Here is a 21,344-nt window from a genome sequence, read left to right on the forward strand (position 1 = left end):
AGCGCTTGCACTCACGACGGGATCACTGTGTCCCAACTGCCGCCCCCTGTCGATCCCTTGAGCCGACCCGCGGATGCGCGCACACCGAAGGCCGGACCCGGGGATCGGGGTCCGGCCTTCGGCCGCGTGTCAGGCAGGTGGTCGTGCGGTCGGTCAGCCCACGGAGACGCCGTGCGAGCGCAGGTAGGCGACCGGGTCCACGTCCGAGCCGTAGTCGGGCGAGGTGCGGATCTCGAAGTGCAGGTGCGGTCCGGTCACGTTGCCGGTCGCACCGGACAGCCCGATCTGCTGTCCGGCCGTCACGGTCTGGCCGGCCGAGACGGAGAGCTGGGACAGGTGGGCGTACTGCGCGTACTTGCCGTCCTCGAGCTGGATGACGACCTGGTTGCCGTACGCGCCGCCCCAGCCGGCGGAGACGACCGTGCCCGCGCCGACGGCCTTGAGAGAGGTGCCGGTCGGGACGACGAAGTCGACACCGGTGTGGTAGCCGCTGGACCACATGCTTCCGGACATGTGGTACGGCGTACCGACGGAGGCGCCGGCGACCGGGAGGCTGAAGCCGGAGGCCTCGGCGGCGGGCTTGGCGGCGGCGGGCTTCGCGGCGGCGCCGGCCTTCGAGGACGCCTCGGATGCGGACGACTTCTCGGCCGATGCCTTCGGCTTCTCGGCCGCCTTGGGCGCGGACGACTGCGTCTTGGGCGCGCTCTCCGCCTTCTTGCCGACCGAGAGCTTCAGGCCCGGGTGGATCAGCGACGGGTCGGCACCGACCACGTCACGGTTGTCGGCGTAGAGCTTCTTCCAGCCGCCGCTGACGTTCTGGTCGTCGGCGATCTTCGCGAGATAGTCGCCGGCCTTCACGGTGTACGTGTGGGCGCCCGTGGCCTTTTCGGCGGCCTTCTCCCCGGCGGCCGGAGCGGCCTGGACGGCCTTTTCCGGGGTCGACTGCGGGGTCGCGGCATGGGCGCCTGCGGCCCCCATGAGCGGAAGGGCGAGGGCGGCCCCGCCGGTTCCGGCGACGGCTATGGAACGGGTGAAACGCTGGGACTTCGGGCGGCGGTGCTTACCCTTCGCGGGCATGGCGGATTCCTCTCCGGCGCCTGCGAGGTGAGCTGTCGGGTGCGGGCTGGAGATGCCCGGCCGCGCCGAAGTGCGGCTGTACCCCAAGCCGTTCCGGGAACCGGAACAGGCGTCTTACCTGTGGGTCCCCCGCTCCTGCCATACACGGGTCAGTGTGTGCGGGCTCCGGGCGGCGGCAGGATTAGGCGTCCGTCCGGATTGGTGTGGAACGTAAGCGACCGAGACGCAATGGGACAAGCTTGCGGTTGCCTGTGAGAGCGTTTTTCTTGACCCGTCGGCACATTTCCCGTCACCGAGCGTGGATTCGCGATCTCTGTTTTTCCTCAATGCCCCTGAATAGCGCGAGAATTACGTGAACATGACGACAATACATCGTCACGAATATGACGATGGTCACGCACCCCGACCCCATCTCCTTTACGATCGGGGCACGTTATACCGAAACACCTGAAATGCTTTAAGTTCCCTAATCGCCAGATTCGGACAGAACGGCTACTTACGCAGGCGGATGACTGCGGCATCCAAATCCCCGCGCAGGCCGACCCGCAGTCCGTGATGAGCGAGTACGGCCCCTCGGTGAACTTCGCCCGTTTCGAGGCATTCGTACGCCGCTGCCAGGTCGAGCCCCCGCAGCCGGAGCGCCGGAACGGGCTCGCCGTAGCGCTGCGCCTGGAGCCAGGCGAGGACGACGGTCTCGTCGCCGAGGACGTACTGCACCGCGCTCAGGCCGCCCTCCGGGGGCCGCAGGCGGTACAGGTCCCCGCGCTGCACCACGGGCCGGATCTCCTTGTAGAGCCGGACCCACTCCCGCGCCTCGGCGAGCTCCTCCGGCGTCCACCGCGTGAGGTCGCCGCCCACCCCGAGCACCCCGGCCATCGCGCTGACAAACCGGAACCGCAGGGAGCTGGCCCGCTGGCTGAGCATGGCGTTCGGACTGTCGGTGACCCAGGCGGCCATGACCCGGGCCGGATGGATCTGGCTGAAGCCGTGCTGGATGGCGAGCCGGTCGAGCGGGTCGGTGTTGTCGGAGGTCCACACCTGGTCCGTGCGGCCCAGCACCCCGAGGTCGATCCGGCCGCCACCGCCCGAGCAGGACTCGAAGGCCACCCCGGGGTGGGCCGCCCGAAGCCGGTCCAGCAGGGCGTACAGGGCGTGGACGTGGTCGACCCAGAGCCGCTGCGGGTACGAGTCGTCCGGCCACCCGGCGTCGCTGAAGCAGCGATTGAAGTCCCACTTGACGTAATCGATCGGCGCACTGGAGAGCAGCCCGTCGAGCTGCTCCCACAGATACTCCTGGACGTCCTCGCGAGCCAGGTTCAGTACGAGCTGATTACGGAACTCCGTCCGCTTTCGTCCCGATTGGTACTGCACCCAGTCGGGATGCGCGCGGTACAGGTCGCTGTCCGCGTTGACCATCTCCGGCTCGACCCAGATCCCGAACCGCATACCGAGGCCGTGCACATGGTCGGCGAGCGGCTTCAGCCCGCCCGGGAAGCGGTCGGGATTGGGCGTCCAGTCACCGAGCCCGGCCCGGTCGCTGGTCCGGGACCCGAACCAGCCGTCGTCGACCACGAACAGCTCGACACCCATGGCGGCGGCCCGCTCGGCGAGCGCCCGCTGCTGCTCCTGCGAGATGTCGAACTCGGTGGCCTCCCAGGAGTTGAACAGCACCGGCCGGTCCCGGTCCGCGTCCGGGACGACATGGGTGCGCTGCCAGGCGTGCCAGGCACGGCTCGCCCCGCCGAAGCCGCCGTCGCTCCAGAGCCCGGCGAAGACGGGGGTGGTGTACGACTCGCCCGTGCCCAGCATCAGCAGGCCCGAGTCGTCGTACCCGGCCCCGCCGGTGATCTGCACGCGCGCGTCGGGGAGTTGGGCGACCGCCATCCGCCAGGAACCGGACCACCCGAGGGCGCAGCCGTAGACCTCCCCGCGCTCCTCGGTGGCGTCGGTGTCGAGGGCGACCCAGGGCAGATGCTGGTGGGACGTGTGGCCGCGGCGGCTGCCGATGACCTTCTCGCCGTAGGTGAGGGCGGAGCGCGTCAGCCGGGACTCGGCGCCCCAGCGGCCGTGCAGCTGGGACAGCCGCCAGGTGTCGCGGTCGGGCAGGGTCCAGGTGGCGGAGTCTGCGCGCAGCACCTCGACGTCCGGCCCCTGGTTCTCCAGGGTGACCCAGCGCTCGACGACATCGGCCGAGTAACGCATCCGGTAGTGCAGCGTGACGGCCAGGTCGCCGTCACGGAAGCGGAGCCGCAGCTCGCCGCCGTCGCCGCCGTCGGCGTCCCCGGCGTCGTGGCCCTCGTACGACCACTCGGTGCCGCGGCGCTCGGCGGTGCGCACGGACAGGGCGGGCCGGGCGAAGCGGGGGCCGCCCTCGACCGGATACTCCTCGCGCCCGTCGAGCGGGGACTCGAAGGCCCAGTAGTCCGGCAGCGGACGGACGGCCAGGGCCTCGGCGTCGGCGAGGCCGATCCGGGCACCCCAGTGCAGGTGCAGCAGCTCGTCCCGGTCGGTGACATGGACGGCGTAACTGCTGGCCGGTCCCGAGAGCACCCATGTACGACCGTCTTCGGAGATCTCCAGCATCAAGCCCTCACAGATTCGAACAAGCCCGACCAGGTGCGACCAGGCACGAACATCATCAAGGGCTTCGGGGGCTCCCGGCAACGCCTGTGGACAACTCATTGCCCCTGGCAGGCATGTCGTATCGTCGAGTGGTGCCCGTCGACGAGCCGCGCCGACGGCGCCGTGTGGGAGGAGCCCCCGTGACGCAGCAGGTCCCGTCGACCGAACCCGAACTGGCCGCAGTGCGCAACTTCCGTGATGTGGGCGGGCTGCCGACCGTGGACGGACGGCGAGTGCGGCAGGGGGTGCTCTTCCGCAGCGGCCACCTCGCGCACGCGACCGGTGAGGACGCCGCCTTCCTGACCGGTCTGGGCCTGCACACGATCTTCGACTTCCGCAACGAGGCCGACCAGAAGCTCGAAGGACCGGACGTCGAGCTGGCGGGCGTGCGCAATGTGAACCTGCCGCTGAGCGACCCCGCCGACGGCGCCGAGTTCTGGAAGCTGGTCCGCGACGGCGACCTGGAGCAGCTGCGCGCGATCCTCTCGGACGGCAAGGGCGCGGGCCGGATGATCGCCTCCTACCGCATGATCATCAAGCATCGGACCGCCGAGCACTCGAAGGTGCTGCACGCGCTGGCCGAGGACAGCGTCCCCGCGCTGATGCACTGCGCGGCGGGCAAGGACCGCGCGGGCCTCTCGATCGCGGTGACGCTGCTCGCGGTGGGCGTCGAGCGCGAGGCGATCGTCGAGGACTACCTGAAGTCGAACGCCAAGCACCGCCGCTACAAGGTGCGGCGCAGCGGCGCCGCCGACTCGGCCTACTCCCCCGAGGTCATGGAGCTGCTCAGCCCTCTGTTCGACGCCCGCGTCGAGTACCTGTCGGCGGCCTTCGACACCATAGAGGAGACCTGGGGCGGCGTCGACGCCTACCTGGAGAAGGGGCTCGACCTCACTCCGGAGACCCGCGAGCGTCTGCGCGACCGGCTCCTCGACTGAGGAACGGGCCCGAACGGGACTAGCGGGCCCCCGCCTCGAAGAGGAAATAGACGAACGCGGCGAAGACATGCCCCATCACGAGGTAGACGAACAGCCGCACCCACAGGGCGCGCGGGAACTTGTCCTCGATGTCGCTCAAGGCGTCTCTCCAGGGGTGGGGCCCAGGCACAGGGTGGCCGTGGGACTCTGCAACAGGGTGTGGACGAAAAGCAGCTCGACGCCGTCCTGGTCCTCGGCGGCGATCCGGTGCGGGGTGAGCGAGTCGAAGTGGGCGCTGTCGCCGGGCGCCAGCCGGTGCGTGGTGTCCCCGAGGCGCAGCCGCAGCCGGCCCCGCAGCACATGGAGCCACTCCTCGCCCGGGTGGACGCGCACGATGTCGCCCTGGGAGCCGTGGGGCACATGGACGCGCAGGGCCTGCATCCCGCGTCCGGACGCGCCGGCCTGCCAGTACGTCCAGCCGCCCGCCATGGTCGGTTCCATGTCGGCCGCGCGGACGACGGCGTCCCGGTCGGCGACCGTCTCACCGAGCAGTTCGGAGACGGTCGTACCGTAGACACGGGCGAGCGCGAGCAGCATCGGCAGCGAGGGCTGGCGCTGTCCGGTCTCCAGACGGGAGAGGTGGGCGGGCGACAGCCCTGCGGCACGGGCCGCGGCCTCCAGCGTCAGGGAGGCCTGGCGTCGCAGCGCGCGCAGCTGCGGGGCTACGGCGGGCAGCGCACCGGGCTGTTCGGGGGTGCTCATGCCTCCATTCAGCCGGAGGATTGCCCATGCGGCAAATTTCTTGCCTCAGAGGCAAAGACCCGGGATCCGGTGTCTACCGGTTGGCCACCGCCTGCTTGACCAGAGTCTTCCCGAAGTCCCACACCAGACCGCCCTCGTGCGCGTCGTCCATCACGGCGGTGAAGGCGTCGACGAAGCGGTCCACCTCCCGCTCACCGATGATCAGCGGCGGGATCAGTTTGATCACCTCCATGTGGTCGCCGGAGACCTGGGTGAGGATCCGGTGCCGCTGGAGCAGCGGTACGACCACCATCTGCGCGAACAGCCCCTTGCGCGCGGCCTGGAGCATGGCCCAGCGGCTGCGCAGCTTCAGCGACTTCGGCCGGCCGAACTCGATGCCGATCATCAGTCCCCGGCCTCGGACGTCGGAGAGCATCTCGTACCGGTCCGTCAGTGCCGCCAGCCGGGATCTGAGCAGTTCCCCGGTGGCGCGGACGTTGGCCACGACCTGCTCGTTCTCCATCACCGACAGCACCGCGAGGCCCGCCGCCATCGCCTGCGCGTTGGAGCCGAAGCTCGCCGAGTGGACCAGCACCCGGTCCATGGACGAGTAGACCTTCTTGAAGATCCAGTCCTTGCCGAGCGTGGCGCCGACCGGCACATAGCCGCCGGAGAGCGCCTTGGCCACGCACACCAGGTCGGGTTCCACGCCGTCCTCGTGCTGGTAGCCGTAGAAGTCGCCGGTGCGGCCGAGGCCGGTCTGCACCTCGTCGGCGATGAGCAGCGCCTTGTGCCGGTGCAGCAGCTCCTGGGCGGCGGGCAGATAGCCGGGCGGGGCCGCCAGCACGCCCTTGCCCTGGATCGGCTCGACGATCAGGGCGGCGACGTCGCCCTTCTTCAGCTCCCGTGCCAGCGCGTCGAGGTCGCCGAGCGGTACGGCCGTGTCGGGCAGCAGCGGGGCGAAGCCGTCGCGGAAGCCTGACTCGCCGTTCACGGAGAGAGAGCCGGTCGTCAGGCCGTGGAAGGCGTGCGCGCAGTACAGGATCCTGGGCCTGCCGGTGACGAACCGGGCGAACTTCAGCGCTCCCTCGACCGCCTCCGTGCCGCTGTTGCCGAAGAACACCCGGTCCAGATGCGGGCTGTGCGCGAGCAGCTTCTCCGCCAGCAGGCCCGGCAGCGGCTGGCAGTCGAACCGGGTGAGGTCGGCGAGCCGGGCGTCCAGGACGTCGTGCAGTGCCTTGCGTACGACGGGGTGGTGGCGGCCGATCCCCATCACCCCGAACCCGGCGAGCATGTCGAGGTAGTCGTTGCCGTCCGCGTCGTAGAAGTAGGCGCCCTCGGCGCGCTCGTAGACCTTGTCGAAGCCGATGGTGTGCAGCATGCGCGGGAGCTGGTGGTTGAGGTACCGGGTGTGCAGCTCGTAGCGCTCGGCTCCGCGCTCGGCCAGCAGCTTGCCGAGGTCGAACTCCCCGGCCTGCGACGACTCCGACGCGGACTCGGCGGTTGTCATTCCAATGGCTCCTTGGACAGCTCTTGCGTGACGGCCATGCTTCCGCTGATCCGTCCGGCGATCTCGACGGGTGTCAGGCCGATGTCGGCGAGCACCTCGCCGCGCTTGGCGTGCGCGAGGAACTGCTCCGGAATGCCGAAGCGCCGTACCGGTACGTCGACGTCGGCGTCACCGAGGGCCAGCGCCACGGCCGAGCCGACCCCGGCCGCCCGGCTGTTGTCCTCGACGACGGCGACCAGGCGGTGTGCGGCGGCGAGGCCCGGGAGCGCCGGGTCGACGGGTTTGACCCAGCGGGGGTCGACGACGGTGCAGCCGATCCCGCGGGCTTCGAGCAGTTCGGCGGCCTGGAGGCAGACGGGCGCCATCACGCCCACGGCCACCAGGAGGACCTGTGGCTCCGGAGCACGGTGCAGCACGTCCAGTCCGCCCACCCGGTCCAGCGCCGGGACCGACGGGCCGACGGACTCCTTCGGGAAGCGCAGCAGGGTCGGGGCGTCGTCGACGGCGACCGCCTCGCGCAGCTGGGTGCGCAACTGGTCGGCGTCGCGCGGCGCGGCGATCCGCAGGCCGGGGACGACCTGGAGGACGGACATGTCCCACATGCCGTTGTGGGAGGCCCCGTCGACGCCGGTGACCCCGGCCCGGTCCAGGACGAAGGTCACCCCGCAGCGGTGCAGGGCCACGTCCATCAGCAGCTGGTCGAAGGCGCGGTTGAGGAAGGTGGCGTAGACGGCGACGACCGGGTGCAGGCCGCCCGTCGCCAGGCCCGCAGCGGACACGGCCGCGTGCTGCTCGGCGATGCCGACGTCCCACACCCGGTCCGGGAACCGCTCGGCGAAGGAGCCGAGGCCGACCGGATGCAGCATGGCGGCGGTGATCGCCACCACGTCGTCCCGCTCCTCGCCGATCCTGACGATCTCGTCGCCGAACACGGAGGTCCAGGAGGGGCCGCCCGCCGGTGAGAGCGGCGCGCAGGTCAGCGGGTCCATGACGCCGACGGTGTGGAAGTGGTCCTCCTCGTGCGCGAGGGCGGGTTCGTAGCCGCGGCCCTTCTCGGTGAGGCAGTGGACGAGGACCGGCCCGTGGAAGCGTTTCGCGCGCCGCAGGGCGGACTCCACGGCCCCGATGTCGTGCCCGTCGATCGGGCCGACGTACTTCAGGCCGAGGTCCTCGAACAGGCCCTGCGGGGCGAAGGCGTCCTTGAAGCCCTTCTTCGCGCCGTGCAGGGCCTCGTAGAGGGTGTGGCCGACCAGGGGCGTGCCCTGGAGCACGTCCTTGCCCCAGGCCAGGACCCGCTCGTAACTGTCGGTCGTGCGCAGGGTGGCGAGGTGGTTGGCGAGGCCGCCGATGGTGGGGGCGTAGGAGCGTTCGTTGTCGTTGACGACGATGATCAGCGGCCGGTTCTTGGCGGCCGCGATGTTGTTCAGGGCCTCCCAGGCCATGCCGCCGGTCAGGGCGCCGTCGCCGATGACCGCGACGACATGGCCCTTCTCCCCCTGCACCTGGCGGGCCTTGGCCAGGCCGTCGGCCCAGCCGAGGGCCGTGGAGGCGTGACTGTTCTCGATGACGTCGTGCTCGGACTCCTCACGTGAGGGGTAGCCGGACAGGCCGCCCTTGCCGCGCAGTTTGGAGAAGTCCTGCCGGCCCGTCAGAAGCTTGTGGACATAGCTCTGGTGGCCGGTGTCCCACAGGATGCGGTCCACCGGTGACTCGAAGACCCGGTGCAGGGCCACGGTGAGCTCCACCACGCCCAGGTTGGGTCCCAGATGGCCCCCGGTCCTGGCGACCGCGTGCACCAGGAACTCCCTGATCTCGTCGGACAGTTCACCGAGTTCCGCCTCGGACAGCGCCTTCAGATCGCGTGGTCCCCGGATGCTCTCCAGAATCGTCACGTCGGGCCCCCTTCGAATTCCGTGCTGCTCAGCTCACGGTGACGGCCGGCTCCCCCGGGCCCGTGCCGTCCTGCTCCATCTGCTCGGCGATCTTCATCGCCTCTTCGATCAGCGTCTCGACGATCTTCGACTCGGGGACGGTCTTGATGACCTCGCCCTTCACGAAGATCTGCCCCTTGCCGTTGCCGGAGGCCACCCCCAGATCGGCCTCCCGCGCCTCGCCGGGGCCGTTGACCACACACCCCATGACGGCGACGCGCAACGGCACCTCCATGCCCTCGAGTCCGGCCGTGACCTCGTCGGCGAGCTTGTAGACATCGACCTGGGCACGTCCGCAGGAGGGACAGGAGACGATCTCCAGCCTGCGCTCCCTGAGGCCCAGGGACTGCAGGATCTGGATGCCGACCTTGACCTCCTCGGCCGGCGGGGCCGACAGCGACACCCGGATCGTGTCGCCGATGCCGCGCGACAGCAGCGCACCGAACGCCACCGCCGACTTGATCGTGCCCTGGAACGCCGGGCCCGCCTCCGTCACCCCCAGGTGCAGCGGGTAGTCGCACTGCTCGGCGAGCTGCCTGTACGCCTCGATCATCACGACCGGGTCGTTGTGCTTGACGGAGATCTTGATGTCCCGGAAGCCGTGCTCCTCGAACAGCGAGGCCTCCCACAGAGCGCTCTCCACCAGCGCCTCCGGGGTCGCCCTGCCGTACTTCTGGAGCAGCCGCCGGTCCAGCGACCCGGCGTTGACGCCGATCCGGATCGGGGTGCCGTGGTCCTTGGCGGCCTGCGCGATCTCCTTGATCCGGTCGTCGAACTGCTTGATGTTGCCGGGATTGACGCGGACGGCCGCGCACCCCGCCTCGATGGCCGCGAACACGTACTTCGGCTGGAAGTGGATGTCCGCGATCACCGGGATCTGCGACTTGCGCGCGATGGTCGCGAGCGCGTCCGCGTCGTCCTGGGTCGGGCAGGCGACCCGGACGATCTGGCAGCCGGACGCGGTGAGTTCGGCGATCTGCTGCAGGGTGGCGCCGATGTCCGACGTACGGGTCGTCGTCATCGACTGCACCGACACCGGGGCCCCGCCCCCGACCGCCACCGGACCGACCTGGATCCGGCGCGAGGCGCGCCGCTCCGCGATCGGCCGGGCCGGCACCTCGGGGACACCCAGCGAAATGGCGGTCACGGCATCCGCTCCCGGTTCCCGGAGACCGTCTCGCGCATGGCGCGCAGGGACTCCTTCAGCGATCCCATGGTGGCCAGCACGGCGGTGGGCTCGTAGCCGCAGTGCGCCATGCAGTTGGCGCAGCGCGGGTCCTTGCCGCGTCCGTACTTGTCCCAGTCGGTGTCCTCGACCAGCTCCCGGTACGTCGGCACGTACCCGTCGCTCATCAGGTAGCAGGGGCGCTGCCAGCCGAACAGCGAGTAGTTCGGGATCGCCCACGCGGTGCACGGGAAGTCGACCTTGCCCTCCAGGAAGTCCAGGAAGAGCGGGGAGTGGTTGAGCCGCCAGCGCCGCCGGTTGCCGCCCGCGAAGGCCTTCTTGAACAGCTCGCGGGTCTGCTCCACACCGAGGAAGTGCTCCTGGTCGGGAGCCTTCTCGTAGGCGTAGGCGGGCGAGATCATCATCTCGTCGACCCGGAGGTCGTCGTTGAGGAAGTTCAGCACCTCGATGATGGTCTGCGGGGTGTCGGTGTTGAAGAAGGTCGAGTTGGTGGTCACCCGGAAGCCGCGCCGCTTGGCCTCCTTGATGGCCTCCACGGCCTCGTCGAAGACGCCCTCCTTCGCCACCGACTCGTCGTGCCGCTCGCGCAGCCCGTCGATGTGCACCGCGAAGGCGAAATAGGGGGAGGGCTTGAACGTGTCCATCTTCTTGCGCATGAGCAGCGCGTTGGTGCACAGGAAGACGTACTTCCGCCTGGCCACCAGCTGACGCACGATCTCGTCGATCTGGGGGTGCATCAGGGGTTCGCCACCGGCGATGGACACCATGGGGGCACCGGACTCCAGCACCGCTCCGACCGCCTGCGCGACCGGCATCCGCTGCTTGAGCACCCCGGCCGGGTGCTGGATCTTGCCGCACCCCTCGCACTTGAGGTTGCAGGCGAACAGCGGCTCCAGCTCGACGATCAGCGGGAACTTGTCCCGTCGGCGGAGCTTCTGTTCAGCCAAGTATGTAGCGACCTTGATGGACTGTCGAAGCGGCATGGCCATCTGGCTCACCTCCTGGGGAGCAGCAAGGAACGGTGCCATTCGAAGAAAGCGGGAAGGACGGAACGAAGAACACGGAAAGCCGATATTCCACCGCGCACCGTGCCGATCCGGACGAGTTCATGTTCTGGAGCGTCCACGACCACCCGGACGGCCGCAACCGGGCGCTCGCCCGCGCGCACGGCGCTCAGGAGCGTGACGGCGGACTCCATGTCGACCGCGATCGCGCCGGTGGCACGGAGAGCGGACCGTTCGGGACCGCGCACGACGTGATCGGAGCCGGTGAGCGGCCCGGTGTGCACGGTCCGCCCGGGTACGGACCGGGCCAGCCCCTTGACCAGCAGCTCGGTCCCGACGCAGGCGGTCGTGCCCCGCGGGTCGCGGGTCTCCTCGGCGACGACCAGGTCACCGGGGTGCATGCCGGGCGCGAGGCCCGCGCAGAAGCCGGTGGCCAGCACGGCGGCGTCGCGCAGGGCCGGATCGGCGAGCATCCGGGTGACGGACCGCTCGGCCGCCGCCGGTCCCATGCCGGTGCGCAGCACGGTGACCGGCCCGCCGGCGCCGCCCCGGTCGCCCGCGCGCAGGGCGAGCTGCTCGATGCCGAGCGCGCAGGCGATCAGCAGCGGGACCGGGGCGGGCGGAGTGCTCATCAGCTCCCCTCGGCCTCGGTGAACGGCCTCCCGGCCGCACCGCTCCCCTTGTGCCGGTCGGCGAAGGGCTCCCCGTGGACGTACCGGCCGAGCGCGGTGAGCGGGAACACCTGCCGGTAGAGGTGGTAGTTGATCGAGAAGTCCCACGGGAAGCCCGTCCCCGTGAAGTAGGGCTCGTCCCAGGAACCGTCCTCCCGCTGGGTGGCGGCGAGCCATTCGACGCCGCGTTCGACGGCCTTGGCGTCCCGCTCCCCCGCCGCGAGCAGGGCCATCAGGGCCCACGCCGTCTGGGAGGCGGTGGAGGCGCCCTTGCCGCTCCATTCCTTGGCGTCCTTGTAGGAGCGCAGGTCCTCGCCCCAGCCGCCGTCGTCGTTCTGGACCGACTCCAGCCAGGCCACGGCCCGCCGGATCGCCGGGTGCGCGGCGGGGAGGCCAGCGGCCACCAGTGCGGGTACGACGGACCCGGTGCCGTAGACGTAGTTGACGCCCCAGCGCCCGAACCACGAGCCGTCCGGCTCCTGTTCGGCCAGCAGCCATTCGATGCCGCGCCGGGTGCGCGGGTGGTGGGCGAGTCCCTCCACCGCGAGCATCTCGACGACGTGCGCGGTGACGTCGGCGGAGGGCGGGTCGATGACCTCGCCGAAGTCGCAGAACGGCAGCCGGTTCGGGAACGGGCTGGTGTTGTCGACGTCGAAGGCGGCCCACGCGCCGTTCTTCGACTGCATGCCGAGGGTCCAGCGCATACCGCGCCCGATGGCCTTGTCCAGCTTCTCCGGGTCGTGGTGCGCGATCCGGCGCAGCGCGAGGATCACCTCGGCGGTGTCGTCGATGTCGGGGTAGTTGTCGTTGTGGAACTCGAACGCCCAGCCGCCGGGCGGCAGTCCGGGCCGCTTGACGGACCAGTCGCCGGGTCTGACGATCTCCTCGCCCAGCATCCAGTCCGCGGCCTTCACCAACTGGGGGTGGTCGGCGGGCAGTCCGGCGTCGACGAGCGCGATCGCGGCGAGGCAGGTGTCCCAGACCGGCGACTGGCAGGCCTCGATCATCCGGGCCCCGTCCTCGCGCCATACGGCGAACCGGTCCAGGGACGCCAGGCCCTCCCGCATCACGGGGTGCTCGAGGTCGTAGCCGAGCAGGTGCAGGGCGATGATCGAGTACACGGCGGGCGGCTGGATTCCGCCCCAGCAGCCGTCGTTCTCCTGCCGTTCGACGATCCAGCGGGCGGCACTGTTCATGGCGGCTCTGCGCAGCCGGCGCGGGGCGACCTTCCGCAGGGCGTGCAGGCCCTTGTCCATCCGCTGGAAGGCGCCGTCCCAACTGACCATCGGAGCCAGGGGCTTGGCCGGGTTCGGGACGGCCGGGTCGGTGTGCAGCTCGTCGAGCGGGAAGGGCGCTGGGCGGACCGGCCGCTTCGCGGAGACGATCGTCAGCGGCACGATGGTCTGCCGGGCCCAGCAGCCGAAGTCGTAGATGTTGAGCGGTGCCCACTTCGGGAACCAGATGAGTTCCGGGGGGAGTTCGGGCAGGTCCTCCCACTTCCACCAGCCGAACAAGGCCAGCCAGATCCTCGTGAAGACCCGGGCGGCGGCGATGCCGCCCCGCTCGCGGATCCAGGCGGAGGCCTTGGCCATGTGGGGTTCGTCGGGCGCGTCGCCGGCCAGGCGGAGGGCCACGTAGGCCTCGATACTGGCGGAGAGCTCACCGGGGCCGCCGTAGAAGGTCGCCCAGGCGCCGTCGTCGCGCTGTTCTCCGCGGATGAAGAGGGCCGCGGCCTGCGTGGTCTTCTCGTCGCGGATGCCGAGGAACTGACGGAGCAGCAGGTCCTCGGCGTCCATCGTGACGTTGGTCTCGAGGTCGCCCTTCCACCAGCCCTCGGCGTCCTGGCGGGAGAGCAGGTAGTCGGTGGCGCGCCGGGCGGCGCGTGCGGCGGCTTCTGGTACCCCGGCCGCCGCGGGGATGTCGGTGTCGTGTTCGCTGGCCGCGGCGGCGCCGGGTGGCAGGGCCCCGGTGCTTCCGTCGGTCGTCGCTGTCATGGCTTCCCCTTCGTGCAGTGGTGCAAGGTGTGCAGCTGCTGTGGGTCCGCCGTCGGCCGGTGCTCCGTGCTGTCTCGCGGCACCGGCCGGCGACTACGCGAGGGCTATTCGACCGATAGTGATCATCTCTTTCGTACGACGACGAAGTCGGCGAGCGCCGCGAACTGGTCCCGCACCCGGTCGGGCATGTCGACGGCGTCCAGGGCTTCGATGGCGATGGTGTGCTGACGGCGTGCCTCGTCGGCGGTCCACTGGCGGCCGCCGGCCTCCTCGATGAGGGCGGCGCGGGCCGCGAACTCCTCCTCGGAGAAGTTCTCGAAGTCGCTCGCCTTGGCGTCGGCGGCGAGGAGCTCGCCGAGCCGCTCGGAGGCGGAGCCGCCCGCCGCGAGGGCGGCCACGACCGGCAGCGACTTCTTGCGCTGGCGCAGGTCGCTCCAGGTCTGCTTGCCGGTGGAGACCGGGTCGCCCCAGATGCCGAGGAGGTCGTCGACGGCCTGGAAGGCGAGGCCCAGGTGGTAGCCGTACTTCTCCAGCGTGTCGGCGGTGCGGTCGTCGGCCCCGCCGAGCACCGCGCCGATGGAGCTGGCGCAGGCGAGCAGGGCGCCGGTCTTGTTGCCCTCCATCTCCAGGCACTCCTCGACGGTGACGCGGTCGCGGTGCTCGTAGGAGATGTCCTGGGCCTGACCGTCGATCAGGGCCCGGCTGGCGGTGGTCAGACGGCGGGTGGCGCGGCCGGCCTCGACGGTGCCGAGTTCGAGGAGCACCTCGTTGGCGAGGGCGAACAGGGCGTCGCCGACCAGGATGGCCTGGGCGGGGCCGTGCACCTTCCAGACCGTGTCGCGGTGACGGCGCTGCTCGTCGCCGTCCATCAGGTCGTCGTGGAGGAGGGAGAAGTTGTGGACGAGTTCCACGGCGACGGCGCCGGGGATGCCGGTCTCGGGGGCGGCGGACATGACCTCGGCGGACAGCACCGCGAGGGCGGGGCGTACGGCCTTGCCGCCGTCCCCCTCCGTGGGCCTGCCCTGGGCGTCGATCCATCCGAAGTGGTAGGCGGCAACAGTGTCCATGGGAGGTGCCAGGCGGTCGATGGCCGCCCGCAGTACCGGCATGGCCAGGGTCCGGCCGCGCTCCAGGAGCGCGGCCACGTCCACCGCGGTCTCTCGAGCGGCCTTGGAGGCCGGGGGCACAGTGGGCACAGTCTCTCCTCTTGTTGCGGTACCGGAGGTGCGGGGGCCGCCTGCCGTGTGGTGCTGTTCGAGCATCACGCCGCCTCCTCGAACGCGAAGAGGTGGCGTGGGCGGGGCCGGCCCAGGGCGCCCAGCACGGCGTCCGCCGCGCCGACGCCGCTGCGGACCGCGCTCTCCATGGTCGCGGGCCACCCGGTGGCGGTCCACGCTCCGGCCAGGTAGAGGCCGGATGCCTTGGTGCGGGCGCCGGGCCTGAGGCGCCCGACGCCGGGGGTGGGAGCGAAGGTCGCGGTGCGCTCCCGGGTGACGAAGAAGTCCTTCACCTCGGCGCCGCGGGTCCGGGGCAGCAGCCGCTCCAGCTCGGGCAGGTACCGCTCGCGCAGCACGGCCACGGGCTCGTCGATCTCGTCCTGGGCCGCCGACTGGGACAGCGCGAGGTACTGGCCCTCGCGCAGCCCGGAGGCCTCGGTTCGGTCGAAGACCCACTGCACCGGGGAGCCGAGAGCGGTGAAGAACGGCCGGGCGAGCACCTTGCGGTCGTACACCACATGGACGTTGAGGATCGGCGCGGTGCCGATCTCCAGGAGCCGCTCGGGGGCGTCCAGGGCGCCCTCGGGCAGCAGGTCGTGGGCCTCGCGCTGCGGTACGGCGAACACCACCGCGTCGGCCTGGAGCGTCTCGCCGGGGACCTGGACGCTCCATCCGCCGTGCGCGCTCCGGGAGACGGAGGTGACGCGGGTACGGAGCTCGGTGCGCACGCCCGCGGAGTCGAGGGCCTTGCGGGCCAGCCGGTCGTGCAGTTCGCCGAGCGGGACGTGCGCCCAGCCGATGTCGGCCGCGCCCGGGTCGGACAGCAGGCCGGTCTTGAACACCATCGCGGCGAGCGCCAGGGAGGCGTCGCCCGCGACCGCGTTGAGGGTGGCGACCCCGACCAGGTCCCACAGGGCCTCGACGGCGCGTGCCGACTGGCCGTGCGCGGCCAGCCAGCTGCCGAAGTCCTGTGCGTCCAGCGCCGGGTCGGCCAGGTCGAGTCCCTTGAGGGCGAGCGCGGCCCGGCCCACCTTGGCGCGGTCGGCGAGCGACAGGTGCGGGTAGGCGGCGAGACTGCGCCCCAGATGCAGGGGCACGGGCAGCGCGTCGCGCCGCAGCCTGCCGAGCCGGCGTCCCTCGGGCCGCGCGACGTCCAGGACGGGTACGTCGAGCCGGTCCTGCAGCGGAGCCAGCGCCGCGCCCTCGACACGGTCGAGGAACCAGCGGTAGGCGGTGCAGCAGCGCAGGTACACATGCTGTCCGTTGTCGACCGTCAGCTCGCCGCGCTGGAAGGAGAAGGCCAGTCCGCCGAGTCTCGGCCTGCCCTCCAGCAGCGTGACACGCACTCCGGCGTCGGCGAGCGCGAGCGCGGTGGTGACACCGGCGAGCCCGCCGCCCACCACGACGGTGTGCCGCCCGTCCGCGACCGGCCCCTGGGACCGCGTGCCGTGGGTCATCGCGCGTCCTCCCCTGAGCGGCGGCCGTGCGGCTCGAACGACGCACGGCCGGCCATCTCAGTCAGGGACGCCGCCCCGCACCGGAGGGTTGCCCGCCGCTTTCCGCCGATGGCGGCAGCTTTCTCCGTCACGCACGCCTCCTGACGGCCCGTCGCGTCACATGCCGGGCGTCCAGGCCGGACAGGCCGCGAACCGCGACGTACGCCTTCTCGCGGCCGGGGAGGGAGACGCGGCCCCGCAGCACGGCCTCCGGGTCGCGTTCGATGCGGTCGAGGAGGCGGCGGTAGATGCCGGCCATGGCGGCGACACAGGCGCCGCTGCGGCGGTCGAGCATGGGGAGCAGCCGGTAGCCCTCGGCGAAGAGAGCGCGGGCCCGTCGCACTTCGAAGTGCACGAGGCCCGCGAAGTCGGAGCCCTCCGGTGGCCGCGGCCCGCTGAAGCCGGCCGAGCAGCCGAACTTGGCGAGGTCGTCGGCGGGCAGGTACGTGCGCCCTCCCACGGCGTCCTCGCGGACGTCCCGCAGGATATTGGTGAGCTGGAGCGCGAGACCGAGCGTGTCCGCATACTCGGGAGCGCGGTCGACGCCACGCGCCCCCGGCTCGGTGCCGAACACGCCGAGTGAGAGACGCCCGATCGCGCCCGCGACACAGCGGCAGTAGACCTTCAGGTCGTCCCAGGTCTCGTAGGTCTCGCCGCGGACGTCCATCAGGACGCCGTCGATGAGTTCGTCGAGGCCGCCCAGCGGGATCGGGAAGGCCCCGGCGGCGTGCGTGAGCGCGACGGCGACGGGGTCGATGTCGTCCTCGTCGACCTCGCCCTCCCGGATCCGGGTGAGCAGCGCCCGGGTCTCCTCCATCCTCGCGACCTTGACGTCGTGGGCGAGCGCGCCGTCGCCGATGTCGTCGACCCGTCGCGAGAACGCGTACAGGGCCGACATCGCACGGCGCTGAGGCGTCGGCAGCAGCCGGATACCGTAGGCGAAGTTACGGGCCTGCCGCCCGGTGACGGCCTCGCAGTAGCTGTAGGCGGCGAGTACCGGTGGGGACGCGTGCGGTTCCGGCTCCACGGTCCGGATCACCCCTCTCCTCGCAGAGTCACGCCCACCTCACGCAGCAGCCGGACCTTGCCGGGCTTGGGCGGGCCGGGAAGTACGTCGTATTCGGCGGCGGCGATCGCGTGCACGGCCGCCCTTCCCCCCGCCACGAACCCCGCGAGCAGCAGCTTCAGCCTGCCGTGGACGCTACCCACCAGGGGGGCGCCTTCATTCAGGAGATCCCGGGCCCTTCGCGCTTCGTACGCAATCAGCGCACGGACCGACGCTCCGGCGGATTTCGTGGCGAGGTCCGCCTCCTGGACATGAAAACGCCTCATGTCGGCGGCAGGCAGGTAGATACGGTCACGACCGAGGTCCTCGGCCACGTCCTGGAGGTGCTCGACGATCTGCAGGGCGGTGCAGATCATGTCGGAGCGGCGGATCCGCTCGGGCGTCGAGGTGCCGGTGACGGAGAGGACGAGACGGCCGACGGGGTTGGCCGAGAGCTCGCAGTAGGCGAGGAGGTCGTCGTAGGTCTCGTACCGGCTGACCAGCTGGTCCTGGCGGTTGGCGGCGATCAGGCCGAGGAACGGCTCCGGGGTCAGCGAGCGGCGGCGCACGGTCGGCTGGAGGCGGCGCAGCAGGGGGTGGCTCGGGGTCGAGTCGAACACCCTGCGCAGATCGGCCTCGAAGGCGTCCAGCAGGACCAGCCGGTCCTCGGCGTCCTGCGGGGACACGCCGAGCAGCCGGGCGTCGGTACCGCCGGGCGCGAGGTCGCCGTCGCCGATGTCGTCGACCAGGCGGGCGAAGCCGTAGACGGCCATGAGGTCGGTGCGCCAGGCCCGGGGCAGGAAGAAGGGGGCCACGGGAAAGTTCTCGCCCGCGGCCTTGTCGAGGGTGCCGCGCTCCGGGTCGAGGGCGCGCGCCGTGCCCGTTCCCGTCACCGCCGGCTGCCCGGCGCGGGGACGGCACGTGCTGCGTGGAGCTGGGGAGTATCCGTAGCCATCGCCGTCACATCTCCCGTTCTACACTGCCGACCCAATACACACTATTTCGGACACGCCGCCCAGCCGTCCGCACGGCTGCCCGACGGGCGGTGTCGCGCATTATCGCCCTGATTGCCGTGTTTCGGGACCTGTACAGCTTACGTTGTACAACGTGTCGCGGTCCGTCAGGGTGTCCCGCGCATCACGAGAACACACCGATTGTCCCCAAGCTTCCCGCGAGGGACCGGAGTTGACGTTTCCTTTGCAGACGCGGGGCCCCACCGGAACAGTTGCGGCGGGGCCCTGGCCGATCCCGGCTACTTGCCGGTGAACTTCTCGTACTCCTTGAGTACCTCGTCGGTCGGGCCGTCCATCCGCAGCTCACCGCGCTCCAGCCACAGGACGCGGTTGCAGGTGTCGCGGATCGACTTGTTGTTGTGGCTGACCAGAAACACCGTGCCGGCTTCCTTGCGCAGCTCCCGGATGCGGTCCTCGGAACGCTTCTGGAACTTGCGGTCGCCGGTGGCCAGGGCCTCGTCGATCATCAGGACGTCATGGTCCTTGGCGGCGGCGATGGAGAAGCGGAGCCGGGCCGCCATGCCGGAGGAGTAGGTGCGCATGGGCAGCGTGATGAAGTCGCCCTTCTCGTTGATGCCGGAGAAGTCGACGATCTGCTGGTAGCGCTCCTTGATCTCCTCGCGGGACATGCCCATGGCGAGCCCGCCCAATATGACGTTCCGCTCACCGGTGAGGTCGTTCATCAGGGCCGCGTTGACGCCGAGCAGCGAGGGCTGGCCGTCGGTGTAGACCTTGCCCTGCTCGGCGGGCAGCAGACCGGCGATGGCCCGCAGCAGGGTCGACTTGCCGGAGCCGTTGGAGCCGATCAGGCCGATGGCCTCGCCGCGGTAGGCGACGAAGGAGACGCCGCGCACGGCGTGCACCTTGCGCACGCCCCGCTCCTCGCCGCGCTTGAGGATGCGGCTGAGCGCGGCGGTGGCACTGCCCTTGCCGCTCTTGGCGCCGTTGACGCGGTAGACGATGTGCAACTCGTCCGCGATGACGGTGGGGATCCGCGCGTCCTGCTTCTGCTCAGCCACGGCCGTACCTCTCCTCCGCCTTCCAGAAGTACACGAAGCCGCCGATGGCGATCAGCACGGCCCAGCCGCCCGCGGCCGCCCACACATGGTCGGGGAGGTAGCGGGAGCCGTAGTCGTCGATGAGGGAGAAGCGCATCAGGTCCATGTAGATCGCGGCCGGGTTCCACTGCAGCACGTTCGAGATCCAGGCCGGCTTGGACTCGAGGAAGATCGGGATGGAGAACATCACACCGGACGCGTACATCCAGGTCCGCATCACGAACGGCATCAGCTGCGCGAGGTCGGGGGTCTTGGCTCCCGCCCGGGCCATGATCAGCGCGAGGCCGGTGTTGAAGCAGAACTGCAGGACGAGCACCGGCACGATCAGCAGCCAGGACAGGTCGGGGTAGTGGCCGAAGCCGATCGTGATGGCGAACAGCACGATCATCGAGAACAGCAGCTGCTGGAGCTGCTGCAGCGCGAAGGAGACCGGCAGGGAGGCGCGCGGGAAGTGCAGGGCGCGGACCAGTCCGAGATTGCCCGAGATCGCGCGCACGCCCGCCATCACCGAGCTCTGCGTGAAGGTGAACACGAACACGCCCGTGACCAGGAACGGGATGTACACCTCTCGGCTCATGCCCCGGTCGGCTTCCAGGAGCATGCCGAAGATGAAGAAGTACACGGCCGCGTTCAGCAGTGGTGTGGCCACCTGCCACAGCTGGCCGAGCTTGGCCTGGCTGTACTGGGCGGTCAGCTTCGCGCGGGAGAAGGCGAGGATGAAGTGCCGCCGGTCCCAGAGCTGACGGACGTACTCGATGAGGGACGGCCGGGCGCCGCTGACGCTCAGCCCGTGCCTGGCGGCGAGTTCCCTCGCCGTGAGTCCCTCGTCGGGCGCCGCGGACGCGCTCACCGCGACCGTGGCGTCGTGCGTTGTCTCACTCACTAGTGGAAACTTTCGTCTTCGAGATGCGTGGCCTGTGCGGGCCTGCATGAGCCGGGGGCCAGGGTACGGCCCGGGTGCTCCCGGATACTCCCGGATACGAGCTTGTCAGATGACGGGGGGCCGGCCCAGCCGGGTCAGCCGCCACACCGTACGCCACTTCATGGGACGGCGGGGTCCGCACGGGGTCGTCCAGCCTTCGCGGAATCCGCCGAACCAGGCCCGCAGGGCGGGTCGGGAGGGGCGGCGCAGCAGGGTGAGCAGCAGCCACACACCGAGATAGACCGGGACGAGCGGCGCGGGGAGGTTTCTGCGGGCCAGCCAGACGCGGTTGCGGGCGACCATGCGGTGGTAGACCGCGTGCCGCGAGGGAGCGGTCGTCGGGTGGTACAGCACCATGTCGGACCGGTAGTCGATCATCCAGCCCGCGTCGAGGGCCCGCCAGGCCAGGTCGGTTTCCTCATGGGCGTAGAAGAACTCGTCCGGCAGTCCGCCGACGTCGGCGAAGACCCGGGTGCGGACGGCGTTGGCGCCGCCGAGGAACGTGGTGACGCGCGAGGAGCGCATCGGGTCGGCGGCGCGCAGCCGGGGCACATGGCGGCGCTGGGTGACGCCGGTCTCGGGGTCGGCTATGCGGAAACTCACGATGCCGAGCTTCGGGTCGGCCTCGAAGGCCTTGCGGCACAGCGCGGCGGTGTCGTGGCTCGCGAGCAGCCCGTCGTCGTCCAGGAACAGCAGGACGTCGACGTCCCGGCCGGCCGGGCCGAAGGCCTCGATGCCGACGTTGCGGCCGCCGGGGATGCCGAGGTTCTCGGGCAGCTCGATGGTGCGGACGCCCTCGGGGACGTCCGGCACGGGCGAGCCGTTGCCGACGACGACCACCTCGACCGGGTCGCCGTCCTGCTTGGCGACCGAGTCGAGGAGGGCGCGCAGCTCGTCGGGGCGGTTGCCCATGGTGATGATGACGGCGCCGACCTTCATG

Annotated in this window: 19 protein-coding genes and 1 riboswitch; of the genes, 1 reads left to right on the forward strand and 18 read right to left on the reverse strand. The window is 70.7% G+C overall.

The features are described from left to right. Positions 1–153: 153 nt before the first annotated feature. The gene (locus ACFZBT_RS34695; protein WP_391112368.1) at positions 154–1,077 is read right to left on the reverse strand and encodes a peptidoglycan DD-metalloendopeptidase family protein; all 924 of its coding nucleotides are present in this window, start codon (positions 1,075–1,077) and stop codon (positions 154–156) included. A gap of 4 nt (positions 1,078–1,081) precedes the next feature. Then, positions 1,082–1,242: riboswitch (cyclic di-AMP (ydaO/yuaA leader) on the reverse strand. A 327-nt stretch (positions 1,243–1,569) separates the two neighbouring features. Next, the gene (locus ACFZBT_RS34700) at positions 1,570–3,660 is read right to left on the reverse strand and encodes an alpha-galactosidase (RefSeq protein WP_391112370.1); all 2,091 of its coding nucleotides are present in this window, start codon (positions 3,658–3,660) and stop codon (positions 1,570–1,572) included. Between the two features lie 179 nt (positions 3,661–3,839). Here ACFZBT_RS34700 and ACFZBT_RS34705 point away from each other — a divergent pair, with 179 nt between their 5' ends. Continuing rightward, positions 3,840–4,637: a tyrosine-protein phosphatase gene (locus ACFZBT_RS34705; protein ID WP_391112373.1), complete on the forward strand. Its 798-nt coding sequence runs from the start codon at positions 3,840–3,842 to the stop codon at positions 4,635–4,637. Between the two features lie 19 nt (positions 4,638–4,656). On the opposite strand, the gene ACFZBT_RS34710 is transcribed toward ACFZBT_RS34705, so the two are convergent. The 16 genes from ACFZBT_RS34710 to ACFZBT_RS34785 form a co-directional block, all read right to left on the reverse strand. Further along, positions 4,657–4,776: a DUF6126 family protein gene (locus ACFZBT_RS34710; RefSeq protein WP_391112376.1), complete on the reverse strand. Its 120-nt coding sequence runs from the start codon at positions 4,774–4,776 to the stop codon at positions 4,657–4,659. Next, a complete protein-coding gene (locus ACFZBT_RS34715) occupies positions 4,773–5,378 on the reverse strand; it encodes a helix-turn-helix domain-containing protein (protein WP_391112379.1) in 606 nt (201 codons plus the stop codon). The genes ACFZBT_RS34710 and ACFZBT_RS34715 overlap by 4 nt, the downstream gene beginning before the upstream one ends. A gap of 73 nt (positions 5,379–5,451) precedes the next feature. Continuing rightward, the gene (locus ACFZBT_RS34720) at positions 5,452–6,867 is read right to left on the reverse strand and encodes an aminotransferase class III-fold pyridoxal phosphate-dependent enzyme (protein ID WP_391112383.1); all 1,416 of its coding nucleotides are present in this window, start codon (positions 6,865–6,867) and stop codon (positions 5,452–5,454) included. Further along, positions 6,864–8,759, reverse strand: coding sequence for a 1-deoxy-D-xylulose-5-phosphate synthase (gene dxs, locus ACFZBT_RS34725; protein ID WP_391112385.1), 1,896 nt, complete (start codon positions 8,757–8,759; stop codon positions 6,864–6,866). Before dxs ends, ACFZBT_RS34720 begins: the two co-directional genes overlap by 4 nt. Positions 8,760–8,787: 28 nt before the next feature. Continuing rightward, complete coding sequence (ispG, locus tag ACFZBT_RS34730) at positions 8,788–9,945, reverse strand: flavodoxin-dependent (E)-4-hydroxy-3-methylbut-2-enyl-diphosphate synthase (RefSeq protein ID WP_391112392.1); 1,158 nt, start codon at positions 9,943–9,945, stop codon at positions 8,788–8,790. After that, positions 9,942–10,973, reverse strand: coding sequence for an adenosyl-hopene transferase HpnH (gene hpnH / locus ACFZBT_RS34735; RefSeq protein WP_391112395.1), 1,032 nt, complete (start codon positions 10,971–10,973; stop codon positions 9,942–9,944). The genes ispG and hpnH overlap by 4 nt, the downstream gene beginning before the upstream one ends. Before the next feature lie 5 nt (positions 10,974–10,978). Continuing rightward, entirely contained in the window at positions 10,979–11,620 is a 642-nt protein-coding gene (locus tag ACFZBT_RS34740; protein ID WP_391112397.1) for a 1-hydroxy-2-methyl-2-butenyl 4-diphosphate reductase, read from the reverse strand. Then, a complete protein-coding gene (gene shc / locus ACFZBT_RS34745; RefSeq protein ID WP_391112400.1) occupies positions 11,620–13,653 on the reverse strand; it encodes a squalene--hopene cyclase in 2,034 nt (677 codons plus the stop codon). The genes ACFZBT_RS34740 and shc overlap by 1 nt, the downstream gene beginning before the upstream one ends. Before the next feature lie 122 nt (positions 13,654–13,775). Then, positions 13,776–14,840, reverse strand: a complete 1,065-nt coding sequence (locus ACFZBT_RS34750; protein WP_391112447.1) for a polyprenyl synthetase family protein — start codon at positions 14,838–14,840, stop codon at positions 13,776–13,778. A 74-nt stretch (positions 14,841–14,914) separates the two neighbouring features. Beyond that, a complete protein-coding gene (gene hpnE, locus ACFZBT_RS34755) occupies positions 14,915–16,327 on the reverse strand; it encodes a hydroxysqualene dehydroxylase HpnE (RefSeq protein ID WP_391112404.1) in 1,413 nt (470 codons plus the stop codon). After that, the gene (locus ACFZBT_RS34760) at positions 16,324–16,458 is read right to left on the reverse strand and encodes a DUF6380 family protein (RefSeq protein WP_391112406.1); all 135 of its coding nucleotides are present in this window, start codon (positions 16,456–16,458) and stop codon (positions 16,324–16,326) included. The genes hpnE and ACFZBT_RS34760 overlap by 4 nt, the downstream gene beginning before the upstream one ends. Beyond that, positions 16,455–17,405, reverse strand: a complete 951-nt coding sequence (gene hpnD, locus ACFZBT_RS34765; protein ID WP_391112409.1) for a presqualene diphosphate synthase HpnD — start codon at positions 17,403–17,405, stop codon at positions 16,455–16,457. Before hpnD ends, ACFZBT_RS34760 begins: the two co-directional genes overlap by 4 nt. After that, on the reverse strand, positions 17,402–18,304 hold the full coding sequence (hpnC, locus tag ACFZBT_RS34770; protein ID WP_391112411.1) for a squalene synthase HpnC: 903 nt from the start codon (positions 18,302–18,304) through the stop codon (positions 17,402–17,404). Before hpnC ends, hpnD begins: the two co-directional genes overlap by 4 nt. A gap of 359 nt (positions 18,305–18,663) precedes the next feature. After that, positions 18,664–19,443: an ATP-binding cassette domain-containing protein gene (locus ACFZBT_RS34775; RefSeq protein ID WP_391112414.1), complete on the reverse strand. Its 780-nt coding sequence runs from the start codon at positions 19,441–19,443 to the stop codon at positions 18,664–18,666. Then, positions 19,436–20,365 carry an ABC transporter permease gene (locus ACFZBT_RS34780; RefSeq protein WP_391112417.1) on the reverse strand — a complete coding sequence of 310 codons (930 nt, stop codon included), beginning with the start codon at positions 20,363–20,365 and terminating at the stop codon, positions 19,436–19,438. The genes ACFZBT_RS34775 and ACFZBT_RS34780 overlap by 8 nt, the downstream gene beginning before the upstream one ends. Positions 20,366–20,470: 105 nt before the next feature. Beyond that, positions 20,471–21,343: a glycosyltransferase gene (locus ACFZBT_RS34785; protein ID WP_391112420.1), complete on the reverse strand. Its 873-nt coding sequence runs from the start codon at positions 21,341–21,343 to the stop codon at positions 20,471–20,473. Between the last annotated feature and the right edge of the window lies 1 nt (position 21,344).

This window comes from Streptomyces sp. NPDC008137 (assembly GCF_042957035.1).
Classification (GTDB): Bacteria; Actinomycetota; Actinomycetes; order Streptomycetales; family Streptomycetaceae; genus Streptomyces.